The sequence below is a fragment of the Marinobacter sediminicola genome, from assembly GCF_031157525.1.
In the GTDB taxonomy this organism is placed as follows: domain Bacteria; phylum Pseudomonadota; class Gammaproteobacteria; order Pseudomonadales; family Oleiphilaceae; genus Marinobacter; species Marinobacter sediminicola.
This window is the reverse complement of record NZ_JAVIXR010000004.1, coordinates 70,093-90,325: the sequence shown is the minus strand read 5'-3', so window position 1 is coordinate 90,325 and position 20,233 is coordinate 70,093. Positions and strand designations below refer to the sequence as shown.

The following is a 20,233-nucleotide window of genomic DNA, read 5'->3' as shown; positions in this document are numbered from 1 at the left end:
ATCAGTCACAGCCCGACGAACAACCACCGTCGCCGTTGAAGGCGATGGTGCGCCCACTTAAAGGCACGTGCACGGGGACTTTTACCAACTCCCTGAACAACGCCGTTTTCGTGCCCGGATTCAGTTTGCCACCACTCGTAGCCGGCTCATTGGCATGTGATGCAATGACGGCTTTCGGATCGATCAGATCATTGATCACGTAGGCGGCCTCTTTGGGCCCGGTAGTGTAATTGTCGCCAATATTCATCACCACCAGCTCAGCCCCATAGTGGTCGTTCACCACCAACTTCTGCTCAGCCGTAATACCAGTATCCCCGGAAAGATAAACCACCAGCCCATTTGAAAATGTCAGTACGTAGCCGGTCGGTGGGCCGACACTCGCGCCAACGCCTGCAGCTTGAAGATAGTCCGCCAGCGGGCCAGTGAGAAACGAAGGAGAAACGCCGTTGCTGTGCACTGCCGGTACGGTGGTGATAGCCACCCCACCGACATCAAGTTCCGCACCAAATCGAACCAGCATGGAATTAGATGGATCGCCGCCGGCCGCTTCAAGCTTGGCAGAAAAAAATGCCGGCATTTCGCTGCCGGTAACAATTTTTGCCTGTTTCTTCACCGCTATGTCTACGGTGTTGGATTGCGGCAGAGTGACCACTGGAAATTTCGGGCCACCGCAGCTACCGGCGTTGGTTTCCTTGATCCGACGATCACCCAGATGGTCGCCGTGCATATGCGACACCAACACCACGTCAATTTTGCCAAGGCGGGAGTCATCGGGGCCGGCAACTGTTCTGCCAGCATCGTAAAGAATGCGGGTACCATTGGGATCTTCAAACACCATAGCCCGGTCCAGAGCACAGAACTCGCCATCATGGCTCCCCAAAGGCGTAACCTTTACATCACCCTCTGCAGCGCCTGCACCGGGCACCAGTCCCAGCGACAGACAAACCCCACTCACGAGCCCTTTAAAGACCCCGGATTTCAGTATTTTGGACATTAAAGCCCCTCCCTTCGTGGTTTTGTTTTACGAACCACAGTAATTACGAACACCGGACAGCTCTGTACCAGTGTAGTTCGCAAACAGGGAAAGTGAGGGAGAGGTAATCGAAAAAAGAAAGCGTCAGGCTGCCCGCTCTGCACGGTTCAGCACGGGCATCTTTTGCTCCAGACACGCGAGCATTGGCACAACTTCCCGAATTTTACGGGCATCCTGCCAGATGGCTTCAGCCTCCGGAAATCCCTGTCGCAAAAAGTTCAGCCACTGCTTGATGCGGCCGGTTACATACTTGTCTTCCAGCCAGCCCTGCAGCACTTCGGCATATTCCCGAACCAAGGCTACGGCCTCTGGCCAGGTCATGTCTGTAACCTTTTTGCCTTGCTGGCTGGCCTTGATCTTGAGGGCGAGGTCCGGCCTTGCAATCAGGCCTCGGCCGATCATGACATCCTCACAACCGGACACTTCCCGGCAGCGCCAGTAATCGGCTACTGTTCAGATTTCACCATTGGCTATGACTTTGCATTTAACTGCCTCGCGAGCCTTGGCGATTTCCTCCCAGTAGGCTGGTGGTTTGTAGCCATCCACCTTACTGCGGGCATGGATAACAATCTCCTCTGCCCCGGCCGCTTCCAGCGCCTGAGCACAGGCCACGCCCATGGAGCGATCGTCATACCCCAGGCGCATCTTGGCCGTAACCGGCACGCCTTCAGGAACTGCCTTACGCACGGCCGCAACGATGTTATGCATCAGTTCCGGCTCTCGCATCAACACACAGCCACCCTTGTGCTTGTTCACCGTTTTGGCGGGGCAGCCGAAATTGATATCAACCTGAGTTGCGCCCAGCTCTGCTGCTCTGTTCCCGTGCCAACCCATTTGCTCCGGGTCTGAACCCAACAGTTGAACAGCCACAGGGGTGCCCACCCGTGTGAGGGAATGATTATGCAATTCAGGGGCAAACTTATAGAAAACCCGTGGCGGCAACATGCTATGGGTCACACGGATGAACTCGGTCACGCAACGATCTATCCCGCCGACTTTGGTCAGGGTTTCACGAATAGGTGCATCGACCAACCCTTCCATCGGGGCAAGGATGATTCGCATGGGGGTCTCCAATTGTTCAAAATTCAAGCGAGCGCGATTGTAGGCAATTCGCGCTCGCTTTGGTAGTGAAGGCTACCGGGGCTCACCTCCCATGAGTGCTTTTTACTGCAAGCAGATATTACTCTGCCAATTCAGGGTTGGGATCCAGCTCATCAGGCGACTTGACCGACATCCCCAGAGCCTTGGCAACCCCTTCGCCATAGGCCCGGTCGCAACGGGTGCAGTTGTCGATGTGGCGCTGTTTGATGAAGTCTGGCGCATCCCCCATATTCCGCCCGGTATTTTCAAACAGTACCTGCTGTTGAGCAGGTGTCATCAGTTGAAACAGTGCGCGGGGCTGACTGTAATAATCGTCATCATCCTCACGGAAATCGAACATGGCCGCATTCCCGTCAATCTTGAGCGGCGGCTCTGCATATTCGGGTTGGTCTCTCCACTGACCGAAGCTGTTTGGCTGATAATGCGGCAAACTACCGTAATTGCCGTCTACCCTGCCAAGACCATCGCGATGGTTGCTCATAACCGGGCATTTAGCCCCATTCACCGGTATCTGCTGGTAGTTCACACCCAAACGATACCGTTGCGAATCGGGGTAGTTAATGAGGCGCGTCTGAAGCATCTTGTCCGGAGAGACACTGATACCAGGTACCAGATTCGCTGGCGAGAAGGCCGCCTGCTCAACATCCATATGATAGTTTTCAGGATTTCGGTTTAGCTCAAACTCGCCGACCTCGATGAGCGGGTAATCCCCCTTGGGCCAAACCTTGGTCAAGTCAAACGGATGCACGTGGTAGGTTTCCGCATCGGCTTCGGGCATCACTTGCACATACATTTTCCAGCGCGGGAAGTCGCTACGCTCGATCGCTTCAAAAAGGTCTCGCTGATGGCTTTCACGGTCATCAGCAACAACTGCCGCTGACTCGGCGTCGGTCAGGTTCTCAATGCCTTGCTGCGTTTTGAAGTGGAATTTCACCCAATAGCGCTCACCTGCTTCGTTCCAGAAGCTGTAGGTGTGGCTGCCAAAGCCATGCATGTGCCGGTAGCTTTTGGGGATGCCACGGTCTGACATCACCACAGTCACCTGGTGCAGAGCTTCGGGCAGAAGTGTCCAGAAATCCCAGTTGTTCGTGGGCGAACGCATGTTGGTTTTCGGATCGCGTTTTACGGCTTTATTCAAATCCGGAAACTTCTTGGCATCCCGTAAAAAGAACACAGGGGTATTGTTGCCCACCATGTCCCAGTTGCCTTCTTCGGTATAGAATTTGAGCGCAAAGCCGCGAATATCACGCTCGGCATCGGCCGCGCCCCGCTCACCTGCGACAGTACTGAAGCGGGCAAACATTTCGGTCTTTTTCCCTACTTCACTGAAAATTTTAGCGCGCGTATAGCGGGTAATGTCATTGGTTACGGTAAACGTACCAAACGCACCCGACCCTTTTGCGTGCATGCGGCGCTCAGGAATAACCTCACGCACAAAATTGGCGAGTTTTTCGTTGAGCCACACATCCTGAACCAACACGGGGCCGCGTTTGCCAGCGGTCATCGAGTTCTGGTTGTCGACTACCGGGGCACCAAAAGCGGTTGTCAGGTGTGATACCGGGCACTTACCCTTTTTTGAGTTTTCATCGGTCATGATCCGTTCCTCTGAAATTCATATCATCATTGAACAGCTTATACCAAGACTCGTACTCAGCAACTTGTGCTCTTTTCCTTGTTTCAGTGTCAGCGTTCAAAATCATTGGACCACGCCAATCACCGTGCAGATAATCAATTAAGAGAAAGACATCGAAAGTTTTTAACTATCAGGAATGAGAGGAGGGAAATACTAGACTCGCTCAATGAACTCGAACTTACCTTGTTCATTAAACACGATTCGGAAGGAGCCACGAACGCCGTCGCGAAGATAAAAGCGGGAGAGAATACGGGCCGGGAAGCGAACTGAGCGTCCGTCCCGGGCCGTAGCGTGAACATCGGTAGCAACGCCCTGGTAGAATTTTATCCACTCATCAGGGCTGATGCTTATGTCCACGATAATCTGGTGCATGGGCTTTAGTTAGCCAGTTCCAGCAACAGACGGTTCAAGCGGGTTACGTAGGCACCCGGATCCTGTAGCTGCTCGCCACTGGCCAGTGTGGCCTGATCCAGCAGAACGGCCGAGAGCTCATTGAAGCGCTCGTCGCCCTTCTCGCTTTCAAGGCGCTGAACCAGCGGGTGATCTACGTTGATCTCAAAGATCGGTTTGCTGTCGGGAACCTTCTGGCCCGCTGCTTCCATGATCTTCTTCATCTGGGCGCCCATATCGAAGTCGCCGGTTACCAGGCACGCCGGCGAGTCTGTCAGGCGGTTGGTAACCCGCACTTCCTGAACCCGGTCGGTGAGTGCTGTTTTGATACGTTCCAAAAGCGCCTTGTGCTCTTCAGCAGCTTCTTCCTTGTGCTTCTTGTCTTCTTCGGTTTCCACATCGCCAAGATCAAGATCGCCACGGGCTACGTCCTGGAACTGCTTTTCGCTGTATTCGTTGAGGTAGCCCATCATCCACTCGTCGATACGGTCGGAGAGAATCAGTACCTCAATACCCTTCTTGCGGAACACTTCCAGATGCGGGCTGCTCTTCGCGGCCATGAAGTTATCGGCTGTGATGTAGTAGATCTTGCTCTGACCTTCTTTCATCCGCTCAATGTACTGGTCCAGAGATACGTTCTGGGCACTCTCACCTGTGTGGGTAGAGGCAAAGCGCAGCAGGCCGGCAATTTTCTCGCGGTTGCTGAAATCTTCCGCCGGGCCTTCCTTGAGAACCGTGCCGAACTCATCCCAGAACTTCTGGTATTCACCGGCATCTTTCTTGGACAACTTACCAAGCATGTCCAGCACACGCTTGGTAAGCGCTGTGCGAATGCTGTCTACCGTGGAATCGTTCTGCAGAATTTCACGGGATACGTTCAGTGACAGATCATTGGAATCCACCACACCTTTAGCAAAGCGCAGGTACAACGGCAGGAACTGCTCTGCGTCGTCCATGATGAATACACGCTGTACATACAACTTCAAGCCACGGGGCGCATCACGGTTGTACATGTCAAACGGCGCACGAGCCGGAATGTACAGTAGGCTGGTGTAATCCAGTTTGCCCTCTACCTTGTTGTGGGACCAGGTGAGCGGGTCTTCAAAGTCGTGAGCAATGTGCTTGTAAAACTCTTTGTATTCCTCGTCTTTGATTTCGGTGCGAGGCAGTGTCCACAGCGCGGTTGCGTCGTTAATGGTTTCGTCTTTTGGCTCTTCGCCTTCTTCGGTCGGTTCGGACTTCATGACCACCGGGAAGGAGATGTGGTCGGAGTACTTCTTCACCAGGTTGCGCAGGCGGAAGCCATCGGCAAATTCGGTGGCATCGGGTTTCAGGTGAATAACAATTTCAGTCCCGCGCTTTTCCCGAGCGATCTGCTCGATTGTAAACTCGCCGTCTCCAGCCGACTGCCAATGCACGCCTTCTTCAGCTGGCGCGCCGGCGCGGCGGGTGAACACGTCAACTTTGTCGGCAACGATGAATGCGGAATAGAAGCCCACACCAAACTGGCCAATCAGTTTACTGTCTTTCTTTTCATCGCCGGAAAGCTGCTTAAGGAATTCTGCAGTGCCGGATCGGGCGATGGTGCCGAGGTTCTGAACGACGTCTTCACGGCTCATGCCGATGCCGTTGTCAGTCAGGGTAATGGTGTTGGCTTCTTTGTCGAAACCCAGGCGGATTTGCAGGTCGGAATCGCCTTCGTACAGGCCGTCGTCTTTTACGGCGGCGAAGCGCATTTTATCTGCGGCATCGGAGGCGTTGGAAATCAGCTCACGGAGGAAGATTTCCTTGTTTGAATACAGGGAATGGATCATCAGGTGAAGTAGTTGTTTTACTTCAGTCTGGAATCCTAACGTCTCTTTTTTTGATTCAACTGTCATTCTTCAGTCTCTCCTGCATGAAACATGTGGTGAGACACGGGAGCGAAGGGCATTCCAAAACACGCTGTAGATACGTCCGTGTACGCTCGGCTCCGCCATCCATGGCTCCGCACGGTTTTGGAATGCCCTTCGCTCCCGTGTCATCCGGCATCGGAATTATTCATGATGCAAAAATGGGGTCGCGCGAGAGCATTTCAAGCCCTGATGCAGAAAGCGGCTCAGTCTTCCAGCAGGAAATGCGCCCGCGCGGTGGAAATTGGCTTGGAGCGGGACTTTTGCCAGGCGGTTATCATCACGTTTGCTACCCGGTTGCCCTGTCGGGTGAGTCGGCACTCCGCGTAGATTTCGCGGTCGAGGCCGGCGCGGAGGTAGTCCAGGGAGAAGTTTACGATGCGGGGCATGCGAACGGTTTCCTGGGCGAGCATCAGGTATATCGCAGCCGAGAGCTCCATGAAACCACCTATTACGCCGCCGTGAATAGCGGGCAGTACAGGATTACCCAGGTTTTGATCTTTGGCTGGCAGGCGGAAGATGAGGTCGTCGCCAAATTGATCGCACTCCAGGCCAATAAAGTTTGCATAGGGAATGCTCGCGATCAGCCGGGAGAAGTCGCCTGTTTCGCGGGTGTATTTCAAGGTTTCCAGATCAGTCATACCGGGCCTCCGGTGATTTTTTCACGGTAGGCTTGCGGCAGCGCCTGGGGGCCGATGCGCATGAAGGTTCCTACGCAGTTAGCTACGGTTTCGCCGTGGTCTTGATAGGCTTCGCATCGGGTGAATATGATGTTGCGGGTTAATCGGTGGATCTCTGCCCGTGCGTAAACGGGCTTGTGGGGCTCGGCTGGGCGCATGTAATCAACCCGAAGATCCAGCGTGGGGCAAAGTTCGAATACGTCCAGCGCACAGAGCATGAGCGAGCCGGATGTGGTGTCCATGAGCGTAGTGATGGCACCGCCATGAATCACGCCAGTAACTGGATTGCCGATGATTCGGTCACTGTATGGCAGGCAAAGAGTGAGGCTGCGATCCGTTGTCTCGGTCACCGTGAGACCAAGCTCCACAGCCTGATTGAGCGTTTGGATAAACCGGGTTACCCGGTCGGCCCGGATTCGATCGTCCATTCAGAACAAACCTGTGCGTCGTGTATGGGTTTTACCACTGGCAGTGTTTCAAGCCGGCAGCAGCCGTGTAATTATACGCCTTAGTATTTCAATTACAGGAGTCGAGTGTGAAAAACACGGTCTTGCAACGCTGTGCGCCAGTTTTGGCATTTATGCTGGTGCTTACCGGGTGCTCGGTAAACCCGGTTACTGGCGAGAACCAGCTTTCGCTGATTGGTGAGAGCCAGGAATTCGCCATGGGTGCTGAACAGTATACCCCCACCCAGCAGACTCAAGGCGGGCAGTTTTATGTTGACCCCGAGCTTACGCTCTACGTCCGCGAGATTGGCCAGAAGATGGCGCAGGTGAGCGACCGCCCCGACCTACCCTACGAATTCGTGGTTCTTAACAGCAGTGTGCCTAACGCTTGGGCGTTGCCGGGCGGAAAGATTGCGATTAACCGTGGCCTGCTGACGCAGCTTAGTGATGAAGCTCAGCTTGCATCTGTGCTGGGCCATGAGATTGTGCATGCGGCAGCGCGCCACAGTGTTCAGCGTATGCAAAAGGGAATGCTGATCAGCGCCGGCGTGGCCGGGTTAGGGTTTGCGCTGTCTGATAACGAGTGGGCTGGCTTGCTTATGGGTGGCGCGGCTGTCGGCGCACAGCTTGCTCTGGCGCAATACGGCCAGGGAGATGAGCTGGAATCGGATTACTACGGCATCGTTTATATGAAAAAAGCCGGCTACGACCCGCAGGCTGCTGTTGAGCTGCAAGAGATTTTCCTTCAGCTTTCGAAGGGGCAGCAGGCAGGCTTTGTAGATGGTCTTTTTGCGACCCACCCGCCTTCCGCCAAGCGCGTACAGGAGAACAGTAAGCTGGTTGCCAAGATAGGCGGCGGTGGTTATCGCGGGGAAGAGGTTTACAAGAAGAAAACCGCGTTCCTGCGCAAGGCTCAGCCGGCTTACGATGCCCACGACGAAGCTATGAAACTTGTCTCCAATGACGATATGAATGCAGCGCTTAAAAAGGTCAACGAGGCCATTAACCTGCTACCGCGTGAAGCCATGTTCTATTCTTTGCGTGGCCGTATTTATCAGGAGCAAAAGCAGCCCGAAAAAGCCCAGGCTGATTTCGACAAGGCGGTGTCTATGTACCCCGAAATGTTCACATATCGCCTCCACAGCGGCCTGACTGCGCTGCAGCTTAATAATCTGAGCAAAGCGCGGGAGAACCTGACCCGGGCTAACGAGGTGGTACCCACGTCCATTGCCTTTCTGCGGCTGGGCGATATTGCCGTAAAGGATAACAACCGCAAGGAGGCCATCGCTTATTACAGCACAGCGGCGGAGTCCGGCGGCGACATTGCGGAGGAAGCCAGGCGTAAGCTTGCCGCGCTAACCCAGTAACACCTCCAAAATCATGCGTTAAAAGGCCGCCATCCTGGGGATGACGGCCTTTTTTCGTTTCCGAATCCAGGTTTGCCGAGAGTGCGCAACTTTACTGTCATCATGATCATTGACTTTTAGAGCAATAACTCTAAAAATCAGTCATCAATAACCATATCCAGGTGACGGACATGTTAGCGAAACGTATCCAGCCGATGGCTTCCCAGGCGAAACGCCTGTATGTAGAGCTGATGTTCCAGGTTATGGGACGGGCCCTACAGGCGGTCAGTGAGGTTGATAGCGAGGTTCAGGCAGAGGCGCGAACTCTGCCTGAAGGGTTCCTGTTTGAAATGATGGTGATGCCAGACGGCTCCAAGCTGATCGTGGAACACATCGGCGACGGCCGTTTCCATTACCATGGGGACTCAGCCCCTCGCCCGGTAGATGTGTCCATCAAGTTCAAGCACCTTACCCACGCTTTTTTGGTGTTGTCGTTCCAGGAAAAAACCTCAGTCGCATTTGCCAATGACCGCATGCTGGTGGATGGCGATGTTAGTTACGCAGTGCGTATGACACGGGTGCTGAACCGGCTGGAGGCATTCATTCTGCCCAAGATCATTGCCGAACGAGCCGTAAAAGAATATCCGGCAAACCTGCATCTCCCGGAAAAATTGATCAGTGCTGCACAGATTTACTTGAAAGTTGCCACCCATTTTGTCCAGACAGTGAGAGCCTAAATGTCCAACACTTATTACGAGTTCTTCTGCCCGGTAAAAGTCATTGCCGGCAAAGCCGCCCTTGAGCACATTCCATATGAGCTAAGCGGCCTTGCCGCCAAGCGCCCAATGATTGTCACAGATAAGGGCGTTCGTGCCGCCGGGCTGCTGGACCCCGTTATTGCGGCCTGTGAAGAAAGTGGGCTCGAAATTATTTCCATTTACGACGATGTTCCACCGGACTCATCCACCACCGTCGTTCGTGACATTGCCGCCGTCTACCGTAAGGAAAAATGCGATTCCATCATTGCTATTGGCGGTGGCTCGGCCATCGACACAGGCAAAGCGGTCAACATTCTGGTTTCAGAGGGCGGAGATGACGTTGCCAAGTACACGGGTGCTGGCGTACTGAAACGTCCCCTCAAACCATTTTTGGTGGTGCCTACCACGGCAGGAACTGGCTCCGAAGTAACCTCTATTGCTGTCATAACCGATGAGAAAAAAGGCGTAAAACTGCCTTTCACCTCTTCATATCTGCTGCCCAACGCAGCGGTGATCGACCCGCGAATGACCCTGACGTTGCCACCTCACATCACCGCAGCAACGGCCATGGACGCCATGACCCACGCAATTGAGTCCTTCACGTGTATGGCGAAAAACCCCCTGAGCGATGCTTATGCTGCCGCGGCTATAAAAAAGGTCAGCCGTTCTCTGCTACAGGTAATGGACAACCCGAAAGACAGTGATGGCAGGCTTGAGCTGGCGCAGGCGTCCACCATGGCGGGCATTGCGTTCTCCAACTCCATGGTTGGGCTGGTGCATTCTCTTGGCCACGCCACCGGTGCTATCTGCCACCTGCCCCACGGCCTGTGCATGAGTCTGTACCTGCCTTATGTACTTGAGTACAACCTTGAAACCATTCGTGAACCGCTGAGCGAGTTGCTTTTGCACCTGGAAGGTCCGGAAGTATACGCAGCCACGCCTTCCAGCCGCCGTGCAGAAGCCAGTATTTCGGCGCTGCGCAAGCTGAGAGATGCGCTTTACAAGCGCTGCAAACTGCCACGCACGCTGAAAGAAACAGGCAAGGTTACCGAAGATCAGCTGGACCAGATTGCAGAAATGGCGCTCGACGACGGCTCCATCATGTTCAATCCGAAAGAGGTGAATCTGAAGGACGCACGAGCAGTACTGCAACGCGCCTGGGCCTGATACAACAACGACGCTGAAACGGGGCCCGAACACCGGCTCCGTTCCTGTTTAACACAACATTACTCAACACTGTTGAAATAACAGGACAGACGAGTAACAATTACCCTCCTTCTGGCAGGGATTTAGCCGGGTCAGTTCTTCCACGGACCGTACCACCCGCAGAGAGTCCCTTTTGATGAAGCACCTGAAATCTGGCTGGCTTACAGCTTTTACTAGACGCTTTGTCTGCCTGACCTTATTGCTGACGTTTGCCTTGGCCATAAACACTGCGTTTGCCAGCGATGCAAAGGTGTTTCGCTTCAACATTTCCCCTAACGGCTACCCGCCCTATATGATCGTTGATCGGGACGCGCCCTCCGGCATCATGTGGGACGTAGTTTCACTGATTACCGAGCGCCTGGGCTATGAACTCGTCGCTAAAAAGATTCCCCGCAAACGCGTAGATCAGATGTTGCTGGATAGCTATATCGATGGCACTTCCCGGGCTGTTGAATGGACACAAAACCCCGAAGACTTTCTGTTTACTGAACCCGTAGTGGATGTGCAGGAAGTGTTCTTTACACCCAAAAGTACCGGTGAGACTTACCATTCCCCCGAAGACCTGTTTTCAAAAACGGTCGTTACCCATTTAGGTTACATATACCCGGTACTGGAACCACACTTTGAGTCTGGTGCTATCAAGCGTTTCGACGTGCCCAAAGAAATAGATATGTTTAAATTTTTACTTCACGGCGACCGTTTCGATGTCGCGGTGATGGATTTGCTTGTGGGCAAGTGGATGCTGAAAAATGAAGGCTTGCAGGATCAGTTCGTGTCTTCAGGGGGCATAAGCTCTTACGGCTTCCGGATTATGCTGCGCAAGGAATCCCGGCCATTTGCCGAGAAGTTCAACGCAGAACTGGCACGCATCCGCAAGAGCGGCGAACTGGCTGCTATCCTCGCGAATTACCGCTAAGAATATCCTGGAACAGACACGGGCGATGTAGCCCGTACCCCTGTAAATAATCCACCCCCATATCTTTGAGCAATGCCTGGGTTTCGTCATTTTCGACAAACTCAGCGATGGTTTCTTTCTTCAGGGTTTTACCAATATCGTTTATTGCCCGTACCATCGCCAAATCCGTTTCGTCAGTCACTATGTCCCGCACAAATACCCCGTCAATTTTCAGATAGTCGACGGGGAGCCGACGAAGATAGCTGAACGACGACAATCCGGTTCCAAAATCATCCAAGGCAAAACGGCACTCCGAATCTCGCAGGCGTTCCATAAAGTCCTGGGCATCTGCAAGGTTGTGCATGGCAGCGGTTTCAGTCAGCTCAAAACAAATTTTGCGGCCTGATAGCCCATAATGCTCTAACCGCTCGATAACGAAGTCGGCAAAATCAGGCTGATCAAATGAGCGACCAGACAGATTTATATGGCAGGCATCCAGTTCCTCCAGGTGCGCGGCATGTGCCACCAACTGGCGGAAGACTTCGTCGATCACCCAGCGATCTATTTTGGGCGCAATTCCAAAGCGTTCGGCCGCAGGCAGGAAGGCACCCGGGGGAACAGTTTTCCCGTCTTCGCCCTTCATCCGCACCAGGACTTCGTATCTCAACCTGCCACCGTTGCTCACCGGTGGCACGATAAACTGGGCATCAAGAAAGAATCGTTTTTCCTGCAAAGCTTCCTGAATGCGATTCACCCACTCCATCTCAGTGCGTTGCTCTGATATCTGAAGGTCATCTTTAACAGAAAGGTAAGTCCGGTTACGGCCTCGGCTCTTGGCCACGTAACATGCAATATCCACCGCACGCATCAGCGTACTGATATCGGCAACGCCGGGTGTTATCGGCACAATACCAATACTGCCGCCCACACTGTGGCTTTTGCCTTCCCATGTGAACGCCATATCCTCAAGTGCCACACGGAGCTTGTCCGCAATACCAGCTGCGGCATCCGCCGAAAGGTTACGCAGAATGATGCCGAACTCATCGCCGCCCAGGCGCGCAAGAACGTCACTTTCCCGCAGTGAATGGCGTGCTGTTGTAGCAACTTGCCGCAGCAGCTCATCACCTGCCAGGTGGCCGGATGTGTCGTTAACAACTTTGAACTGGTCCAGATCCAGAAAGCACAAGGCATGATTGGTGTGTTCAGTGTGTGCTTCATTCAGCACCGCTTCCAGATGACGCTCGAATGCCCGGCGGTTTACCAGCCCGGTCAGCACATCGTGATTCGCCTGGTAGCTCAATTCTTCTGACATGCGGTAGGATTCAGAAACATCTTCCAGCACAACAATATAATTGCTGGTGCGATCTTGGTGTGATTCGGCTTTAGACACAGTGAGCCTGGCCCAGAGCACGTCTCCGTTGGCGTTTTTCAGGCGCTGCTCAAAGGTATAGTTGGCCTCATCTTCAATCATGACCGCCTGTTGCTGTAACCGACCAGACTCCCAATCCTCGGGAAACAACAGGTCTTCATACCGCATCGAAAGTAACTCGGGCTTTGAGTAACCCAGAATCCTGCTGAGGGCTTCATTAACATCGAGCACATAGCCATCGCTCCGGAGCTGAGCTATGCCGACCGCCGCCTGTTCAAATATGGCGCGAAACTTCTGCGCCGAATGTCGCACCGAACGTGTCAGGCGGGCACTGAGTTGCCAGGCCACAAGGGCCAGAATCAACAGAAAAACTGTGCTTATAATCGATAGTACGCCCGCTGACCTTCTGGTCGCGCTGGCCATCGCTTCGCGAAAGCGCACCGCATATGTTTCCAGCTCGCCGTTTGTCTCCGCCAACTGTTGTCGAAGCAGCGCAATGTTTGCCCGGTCAGGCTGCGCCAAAGACCATTCCGCCTCCAGGGCATCACCAATTTTGCGAAGCTTAAGCAATCCGGGATCTGTCTTTCGCCATGCGTCCATGGCTTTCTGAAAATCATCAACATCCGATAGATTGCGCACCAACCAGATCATTCCGCCAACATCAGCCGGGTGATTCTTACCCGCAAGGAGACCTGTTTTAGCCGCGTCCCGATCAAATGGTTCAGTTTCCATGGCCAAACGCGCTTCGCGGTCAGCAAGCGGAACCGAAAGCCAGTCTCTGGCTTGTTTCAATTCCTGAGGGTTACCGGAACGGGCGTACCGGTCAAAATAGATCACAGCAGATAACTGGGATCTGGACCAGATACTTTCGCCACCCGCGTATGCCGTAATCGCAGCTTGGATCTGAACAATGGAAACGGCACAGATCATGGCAATCAAAACCAGGGAAAAAAGCCCTGCAACCATGCCGGCTATTTTTAGCCGCGGCGGCTGCCGAAACCAACCTTGTCTTTTAGGCATTGCTTTTCCCTGTGTGCGGCCCCCTCAAACGGACGATTCATTTGCCGGAGGCATCGCTTTATTCGAGGCGCCTAAGCAGTAGCATAGGCGAAACACTCAATACTGGCCGGAGTTGCCAACGCCCGAATAATGAAAGTACTACCGCACTGATTATCGGTATAGGCAGAACAACTTGCCAGTGCCAGCTAAAGGCGCCCTCAAACATCCGGAACTGTAACGCCCAGACCGCCGCTTCTGCCGCTGCCACCCCAAGAATGCCTGCAAAGCCACCAAGCAAGGCAAACTCCAGCATGGTGCTGCGCACCAACAGGCTCTGACGACCGCCAAGTGTGCGCAAAAGTGCCCCTTCCCGTTGCCGATCCTGAAGCGTAGCGCTGACTACCGCAGCCATCACCACCAGGGCTGCTGCCAGTATCAACACCAGAATCGCCTCTATGGCCTGGGTAACTTGCCGCACAATTTCCTGTATGCGTTCAATTATATTGTCGATTTCCAGCAGCGACACGGTTGGGAAACGCCGGGAAAACTCATTCAGCTCGCTTTTACGGTCTCTTGGCAGATGGAAGCTGGTTATCCAGGTGGCGGGCATATTGGTGAGAGCCCCGCCCGGAGGAAACGCCATATAGAAGTTCGGCTTCATGCTGTCCCACTGAACCGTGCGAATGCTGGTGACCGTTGCGTTGACCTTGTCGGAGCCAATGGTGAACGTGAGCTCATCACCCAGTGCCAAATCAAGCGCGGCCGCCAGATCTGCCTCCACGGAGACACCGTCGGTTTGGCCTTCCTCGAACCAACTGCCTTCCACAACAACGTTGTCTGCAGGCAGAGAGGGCATCCAGGTGAGGTTGAGTTCCCGGTTGAGGGCGCCTACCCGCTGATCTTTACTCACCACTTCTTTTACAGGTTGGCCGTTCAGTTCTGTAAACCGCCCTCGCACCATGGGGTATAGCTGATCCAGTGGCTGGCCACGCTCTTCCCAGTACGCAGCAACGTCATCCACTGCCTCCGGAGCAATGTTGATCAAAAAGTGATTCGGCGCATCGTCTGGCAGCTGAGCTTGCCAGTCGTCCAGCAAGGAGGTGCGCACCAGAATCAGTGTTGTTGCCAGCATGAGCGTCATGGCAAATACGGCAATTTGCGACAAGCTGGCACGGCGATGCCGGTACAACCCAACCAGCGCCAGGCGCCAGGCATGCCCACCACCTCGAACCTTTCTAAGGGTTGCCACAAGCACCCAACCCAGTACGCCCAAAGCGCCCAACAGCAAGGCAAGGCCTCCCAGAAGGGAAATCACCAAAGACACTTCACCCGCATACAGCCACACCAAACCAAACACGGCCACAATAGCTATCAGCATGTCAGGCAGTGCTTCGCGCCCTGTTTCGCCCGGCTGGCTGCGCAATACGCGCATGGCCGGCACGTTTCTGAGGCGCCTGATGGGCGGGTACGCAAAGGCAAACAGGGAAACGACCGCTGTTAACAGTGCCGGCGTGAGTGCGGCTGAATCCAGCTGAAACGGCACCGGCCTTTCCAATGCCTCACTGAGTAAACGGGTGAGTATCCAGAACAGCGGCAAGGCCACCAGAAGGCCGCCGACCATACCGGTCACCCCCCAGAGCCCAAGCCGCTTGAGGTAAAGCCGGCCGATTCCGGAACTGCCAAGGCCCAGAGTTTTGAGCAGTGCCACGGTGTCGCGTTGGGACAACGCGTACTGCCGGCTTGCCACTGCCACAGCGACAGCCGCCAGCAAGACTGCAAGGCTACCGCCTAGCAGCAGGAAGCTTTCAGCACGAGCCAGTGAGCGTGAGAAGGTTTCACCGTCGCGCACACCTTCCCACTCATGGCTGGGCTCGAGCTGCGGCTGTAGCCATTGATAATAGCGTTCCAGAGATGCTTCTTCGCCGGCAAACAGGTAAACGTACTTTACCCGGCTGCCTTCCTGCAGTACGCCGGTAGAATCCACGTCATCCACGTGCATCATCACCCGGGGTGCGAGTGCGGAGAGGCTGAACCCGCCGTCCGGCTCCCGCAGCACCAGGCCCGACACTGTCAGCTTGCGGCTACCGACTTCAAGGCTATCGCCAACCTGAATATCCAACAGCCTTAGAAGTCTTGGGTTGATCCATACTTCGCCCGGCGCCGGCCCGTTTTGCACTTGAACCCGCGAACCTTCTGACGGCCCCTGGATCTCAAGCTCGCCACGCAACGGGTACTCGTTGCTGACCGCTTTTACCGACACAAGCTGAAAGGCATCGCTACCAAACACCATGGTAGAGAACTCCACCATGCGACCGGTTTCGAGCCCACGCTCGATTGCTTCGTTTATCCAGGGCTCCGGAACCGGCCGGCCATTTTCGGCCTCCAGCTGCCTGTCCGCTGCCAAAAATGAGCTGGCAGAAGACACCAGAGTGCGTTGTAACTGGCTGGCGAACAGGGCAATAGTGGCTACAGTAGCTACGGCGATAATAAGCGCCGCAAGCACCACCCGCACATCTCTCTCTCGCCAGTCGCGGCGCACCGACATGAGTTTTTTTGCTGCAGCCATCAGTGTGCAAACTCCACCTGAGCAACTGGCTCAGTCAACTCGCCCGCTTCGATATGGAACTGCCGGGAGCAACGCGCAGCCAGCTGATCATCGTGTGTAACCATCACCAGCGTGGTGCCCTGCTCCTGATTCAGCGCCATCAGCAAGTCAGAAATTTCCTGGCCGGTGCGGTTATCCAGGTTGCCAGTAGGCTCATCGGCAAACAGGATGGCCGGGTCAGAGGCAAAGGCTCTGGCAATAGCCACCCGCTGCTGTTCACCGCCAGATAGCTGCCGAGGGGTATGGGTAAGCCGCTCACCGAGCCCAACCCGCTCAAGCAATTCACGGGCACGCTTTTCCGGCGCTTCCATGCCTGCCAACTCCAGTGGCAGCATGACATTTTCCAGTGCAGTCAGCGCGGGCAGCAATTGAAATGACTGAAATACAAACCCGACCCGGTGAGCACGCAATTGGGCCCGCTCATCTTCACTTAACCGGCTTATAATGGCGCCATCGAGCTCAACAGTGCCTTCGGTGGGTGTATCAAGGCCGGCAAGCAACCCAAGCAAGGTGGTTTTGCCAGAACCGGAGCGACCGACAATGGCTACGGATTCTCCCCGATTGATTTCAAGGCTGACCGCCTTCAATATCGTCAGCGTATCTGTTTCCAGGCTTACGCGATGGGTCAGGTTTTCAACGCGCAACATCGGGCGCTGGCTATCAGGATTTATAGTCTGCATTTTGTTTACGGAGCTCCCGGAACAAGCACGTTCATTTATCAAGGTATACGAGTTGTTTATGTATAAAGTGCTGCTGTATTCAAGATCGATCGCATTCATTGTGCTGGCATTTATTACCGTGCCCGTGATGGCCAGCCAGCAAACGTTGCTGATTGTGGGTGACAGCCTCAGCGCCGCCTACGGCGTGCCAACCGAAACCGCCTGGGTACAACTCTTGCGTGAGCGCTTGCAAAGCAATGGCCTTGGCAACTGGCGCGTGGTAAATGCCAGCATCAGCGGTGAAACCACCGATGGCGGTGTTCGGCGCCTGCCTGACTTGCTGGATAAGAATAGCCCCTCCGTGGTGATTATCGAACTGGGTGGTAACGATGGCCTGCGCGGCTTTCCACCCGATGTAATCAAATCCAACCTTGCAACCATGGTTGGGCATGTTCAGGACGCTGGCGCTCGCGCTATTCTGGTGGGAATACAAATACCCCCCAACTACGGCCAGCGCTACACACAAATGTTTGCTGACATCTTTCCAGCGCTGTCAGACAGCTACAACACCGCTCTGGTTCCCTTCTTTCTCGACAGAATCTACGATCAGGAAAATCTGATGCAGGGTGATGGCATTCATCCTACTGCCGAAGCCCAACCCATACTCCTTGAAAACGTATGGCCAGTCCTCAAGCCTTTGCTTCAATAAGATAAATCACACCACGCCCTGCAAAAATGCCAGGGCCCGGCGCTCAGACCAATAGATGCCACCCTGCCCATACTCCACGAAGCCCACATGGCCACCCCACCTGGGGGCGTCCATGCTCACGTGAGCACCAAGTACTGACGGCGACTCCGGAAAACATTCGCGGGACAAAAACGGATCATCCGCGGCATTAACCATTAGCGCCGGCACCCGGATGTCTTTCAGTTTACCCAACGCAGAACACTGCTCCCAATAATCCTCAGCGTTCTTGAATCCGTGCAGTGGCGCGGTATATCGATCATCAAATCCATGAAAACTCTGGATTGAGTCAAAATCTGACACATCAATAAGTTCGGGAAATTTTTGCGCCTTTTCATGCATCTTTACGCGAAGATCCTTTAAAAATCGTTGCATGTAGATCTTCCGACTCGGCAAGGCAAGCTTATCTGCACTGCCCGCCAAATCGCAGGGTACCGAATAAGCCACGGCACCACAGATTCTGCTGTCAACGCGCTCGCCCTGCTCGCCGAGATACAACAGCGTAAGGTTGCCACCCATGCTGAAACCGGACAGAAACACTGTTTGATAGCCTTGCGCCAAACCATGATCCACAACCCGGCGCAGATCTTCAGTGGCGCCGCTGTGATAAAACCTTGGCTGATGATTCATCACACCGCCGCAGGAGCGGAAATTCCAGGCCAGAACATCCCAGCCTTCGGCCATCAGCGCCCTGGCCAGCCCTTTCACATAGGGTCTCCGGCTATTTCCTTCCAGCCCATGGGAAATGACCGCCAAGCGGCTGCTGCCCTGGCGATACCAATCCAGATGCAGCTCATCTTTGTCGTCCGTAGGGAGCACTTCTCCCACCGGCTCCTGCAGGTTTACCTTGCGAAACAACGCGGGCCATACCGATTGAACATGGCCACTGCGAAACCAGGGTGGAGGGCGATATTGATGAGCCATACTGCGGTACAAATTTTGACCTTTTATATCAGGGGGTTGACCGGCTAATTCAAAGCGACTACTATGCCGCCCGACTTGATGCTGTTCCCCGATAGCTCAGTTGGTAGAGCAACGGACTGTTAATCCGTTTGTCGCTGGTTCGAGCCCAGCTCGGGGAGCCACTTATTCCTAAATGCCGCTACTTCATACGAAGCAGCGGCATTTTTCGTTCCGGGCTGTTAAAAACCGCTAGAACACCTGCTTGCGCTGCATAAACTCGGTCAAAACTCTATACAGCGTAAAGCCATCCTCAGTACCGATCAGCTCACGAATCGAGTGCATGCCAAACTGCGGCACACCAATATCCAGCGTTGTCACACCCAGGTTTGCCGCCGTCAACGGCCCAATGGTGCTGCCACAGCCCATATCACTGCGCACCACAAAGCTTTGGTGGGGCAAATCAAGCTCATCACTAATATGCCGGTAAACCGCAGCAGAGCGACTGTTGGTTGCGTAACGCTGATTGTGGTTGATCTTGATAACCGGGCCCTTGTTCAGAATAGGGCCATGGTTTTCATCGTGCTTGTCGATGTAGTTGGGGTGCACGCCGTGGGCGTTGTCGGCTGATATCATCATGGAGCGTGCAATGGCTTTTGCCTTGCCGGCGCCACACCAGCGGTCAAGAACCGCCGTCAGGAATGGCCCCTGGGCGCCTTCGGAAGATACGCTACCCACTTCTTCGTGGTCGTTACACACCAGCAGCGCCGCTTCGTCACCTGAGGTATTCAGCAAAGCTTGCAGGCCGATGTAGCAACTCAACAGGTTATCCAGCCGTGCAGATGCAATAAATTCGTCACGCAAGCCGACAAAGTTCGCCTCTTGGGCATCGTAAAAGCCCAGCTCATAACCAAGCACCTTGCGTACTTTCACGCCGGATTCACTGGTAATTTGCTGGCCCAAAAGCTCGTGAAAACTGGTGGCATCGTCTTCAGCCACTTGCATCAACACAGGCGGAAGATCGGTCTGGGGGTTTACTGTGCGCTTGGTATTGGCTTCTCTGTCCAGATGGATCGCGAGGCTGGGGATAAACGCCATCGGCTTATGGAAGTCCACCAGCGTGTCTGTGACCTTGCCATGGCCATCAAGAAACGTCACCCTACCGGCCAATGAAAGATCCCGGTCAAACCAGGGGTTCATAAGAACGCCGCCGTACACCTCTACGCCCAGCTGAAAATACCCTTTTCGGCGCAGCTCGGGGTTGGGCTTAACTTTCAGGCACGGGCTGTCGGTATGGGCACCCACCATGCGGATACCGGATGCCACGGCATCGCTTGCTCCGGTGCGAAACGCAACGATAGACGACCCATTGCGGATAACGTAGTAGCTGGATTTCTGATCAAGAGACCAATCTTCTTTTTCATCCAACTCTTTAAAACCGGCTGCATCCAGCCTTTTTTTCATGGTTGCCACAGCATGCCAGGGCGTGGGCGATGCGTTCAAAAACTTCAGTAAATCTTTGTTGAATTCAGCTTGTTCCATGGTGTCCCTGATAGAATGATATGGATTGCTACAG

General features: G+C 54.3%; 16 protein-coding genes, 1 tRNA gene and 1 pseudogene. 6 read left to right on the top strand and 12 right to left on the bottom strand.

Annotated features, from left to right (window positions below; genetic code table 11):
• Position 1 precedes the first annotated feature (1 nt).
• The 7 genes and pseudogenes from RG807_RS07220 to RG807_RS07190 form a co-directional block, all read right to left on the bottom strand.
• Entirely contained in the window at positions 2-994 is a 993-nt protein-coding gene (locus RG807_RS07220) for an MBL fold metallo-hydrolase (protein WP_309044297.1), read from the bottom strand.
• Between the two features lie 123 nt (positions 995-1,117).
• Positions 1,118-2,095: pseudogene (locus RG807_RS07215) on the bottom strand (tRNA dihydrouridine synthase).
• Between the two features lie 118 nt (positions 2,096-2,213).
• Positions 2,214-3,728, bottom strand: coding sequence for a catalase (locus RG807_RS07210; protein WP_309044296.1), 1,515 nt, complete (start codon positions 3,726-3,728; stop codon positions 2,214-2,216).
• Between the two features lie 192 nt (positions 3,729-3,920).
• Entirely contained in the window at positions 3,921-4,139 is a 219-nt protein-coding gene (locus RG807_RS07205; protein WP_298446855.1) for a DUF2835 domain-containing protein, read from the bottom strand.
• 5 nt (positions 4,140-4,144) lie between these two features.
• Positions 4,145-6,037, bottom strand: a complete 1,893-nt coding sequence (gene htpG, locus RG807_RS07200) for a molecular chaperone HtpG (protein ID WP_309044295.1) — start codon at positions 6,035-6,037, stop codon at positions 4,145-4,147.
• Between the two features lie 218 nt (positions 6,038-6,255).
• Positions 6,256-6,690 (bottom strand): PaaI family thioesterase, encoded by a 435-nt coding sequence (locus RG807_RS07195; protein ID WP_309044294.1) that lies wholly within the window; start codon positions 6,688-6,690, stop codon positions 6,256-6,258.
• The gene (locus RG807_RS07190; RefSeq protein WP_309044293.1) at positions 6,687-7,157 is read right to left on the bottom strand and encodes a PaaI family thioesterase; all 471 of its coding nucleotides are present in this window, start codon (positions 7,155-7,157) and stop codon (positions 6,687-6,689) included. The genes RG807_RS07195 and RG807_RS07190 overlap by 4 nt, the downstream gene beginning before the upstream one ends.
• A gap of 152 nt (positions 7,158-7,309) precedes the next feature.
• Here RG807_RS07190 and RG807_RS07185 point away from each other — a divergent pair, with 152 nt between their 5' ends.
• The 4 genes from RG807_RS07185 (at position 7,310) to RG807_RS07170 (ending at position 11,401) form a co-directional block, all read left to right on the top strand.
• The gene (locus RG807_RS07185; protein WP_309044571.1) at positions 7,310-8,542 is read left to right on the top strand and encodes a M48 family metalloprotease; all 1,233 of its coding nucleotides are present in this window, start codon (positions 7,310-7,312) and stop codon (positions 8,540-8,542) included.
• A gap of 170 nt (positions 8,543-8,712) precedes the next feature.
• A complete protein-coding gene (locus RG807_RS07180) occupies positions 8,713-9,258 on the top strand; it encodes a hypothetical protein (RefSeq protein ID WP_309044292.1) in 546 nt (181 codons plus the stop codon).
• Complete coding sequence (locus tag RG807_RS07175) at positions 9,259-10,446, top strand: iron-containing alcohol dehydrogenase (RefSeq protein ID WP_309044291.1); 1,188 nt, start codon at positions 9,259-9,261, stop codon at positions 10,444-10,446.
• Positions 10,447-10,621: 175 nt separating this feature from the next.
• On the top strand, positions 10,622-11,401 hold the full coding sequence (locus RG807_RS07170) for a substrate-binding periplasmic protein (protein ID WP_309044290.1): 780 nt from the start codon (positions 10,622-10,624) through the stop codon (positions 11,399-11,401).
• On the opposite strand, the gene RG807_RS07165 is transcribed toward RG807_RS07170, so the two are convergent.
• From RG807_RS07165 to RG807_RS07155, 3 genes are read right to left on the bottom strand one after another with little or no spacing between them, the layout of a single operon-like run.
• Positions 11,379-13,769 carry a putative bifunctional diguanylate cyclase/phosphodiesterase gene (locus RG807_RS07165; RefSeq protein ID WP_309044289.1) on the bottom strand — a complete coding sequence of 797 codons (2,391 nt, stop codon included), beginning with the start codon at positions 13,767-13,769 and terminating at the stop codon, positions 11,379-11,381. The genes RG807_RS07170 and RG807_RS07165 overlap by 23 nt on opposite strands.
• 58 nt (positions 13,770-13,827) lie before the next feature.
• A complete protein-coding gene (locus RG807_RS07160; RefSeq protein WP_309044288.1) occupies positions 13,828-16,314 on the bottom strand; it encodes an ABC transporter permease in 2,487 nt (828 codons plus the stop codon).
• Positions 16,314-17,033, bottom strand: a complete 720-nt coding sequence (locus tag RG807_RS07155) for an ABC transporter ATP-binding protein (protein WP_309044287.1) — start codon at positions 17,031-17,033, stop codon at positions 16,314-16,316. Before RG807_RS07155 ends, RG807_RS07160 begins: the two co-directional genes overlap by 1 nt.
• A gap of 58 nt (positions 17,034-17,091) precedes the next feature.
• On the opposite strand from RG807_RS07155, the gene RG807_RS07150 reads away from it, so the two are divergent.
• Positions 17,092-17,721, top strand: coding sequence for an arylesterase (locus RG807_RS07150; protein ID WP_309044286.1), 630 nt, complete (start codon positions 17,092-17,094; stop codon positions 17,719-17,721).
• 6 nt (positions 17,722-17,727) lie between these two features.
• On the opposite strand, the gene RG807_RS07145 is transcribed toward RG807_RS07150, so the two are convergent.
• Positions 17,728-18,681 (bottom strand): YheT family hydrolase, encoded by a 954-nt coding sequence (locus tag RG807_RS07145; protein WP_309044285.1) that lies wholly within the window; start codon positions 18,679-18,681, stop codon positions 17,728-17,730.
• 85 nt (positions 18,682-18,766) lie between these two features.
• Between RG807_RS07145 and RG807_RS07140 the strand changes: the two genes are divergently transcribed.
• Positions 18,767-18,842: transfer RNA gene (locus RG807_RS07140), tRNA-Asn, on the top strand.
• Positions 18,843-18,909: 67 nt separating this feature from the next.
• On the opposite strand, the gene RG807_RS07135 is transcribed toward RG807_RS07140, so the two are convergent.
• The gene (locus RG807_RS07135) at positions 18,910-20,199 is read right to left on the bottom strand and encodes a M18 family aminopeptidase (protein WP_309044284.1); all 1,290 of its coding nucleotides are present in this window, start codon (positions 20,197-20,199) and stop codon (positions 18,910-18,912) included.
• Between the last annotated feature and the right edge of the window lie 34 nt (positions 20,200-20,233).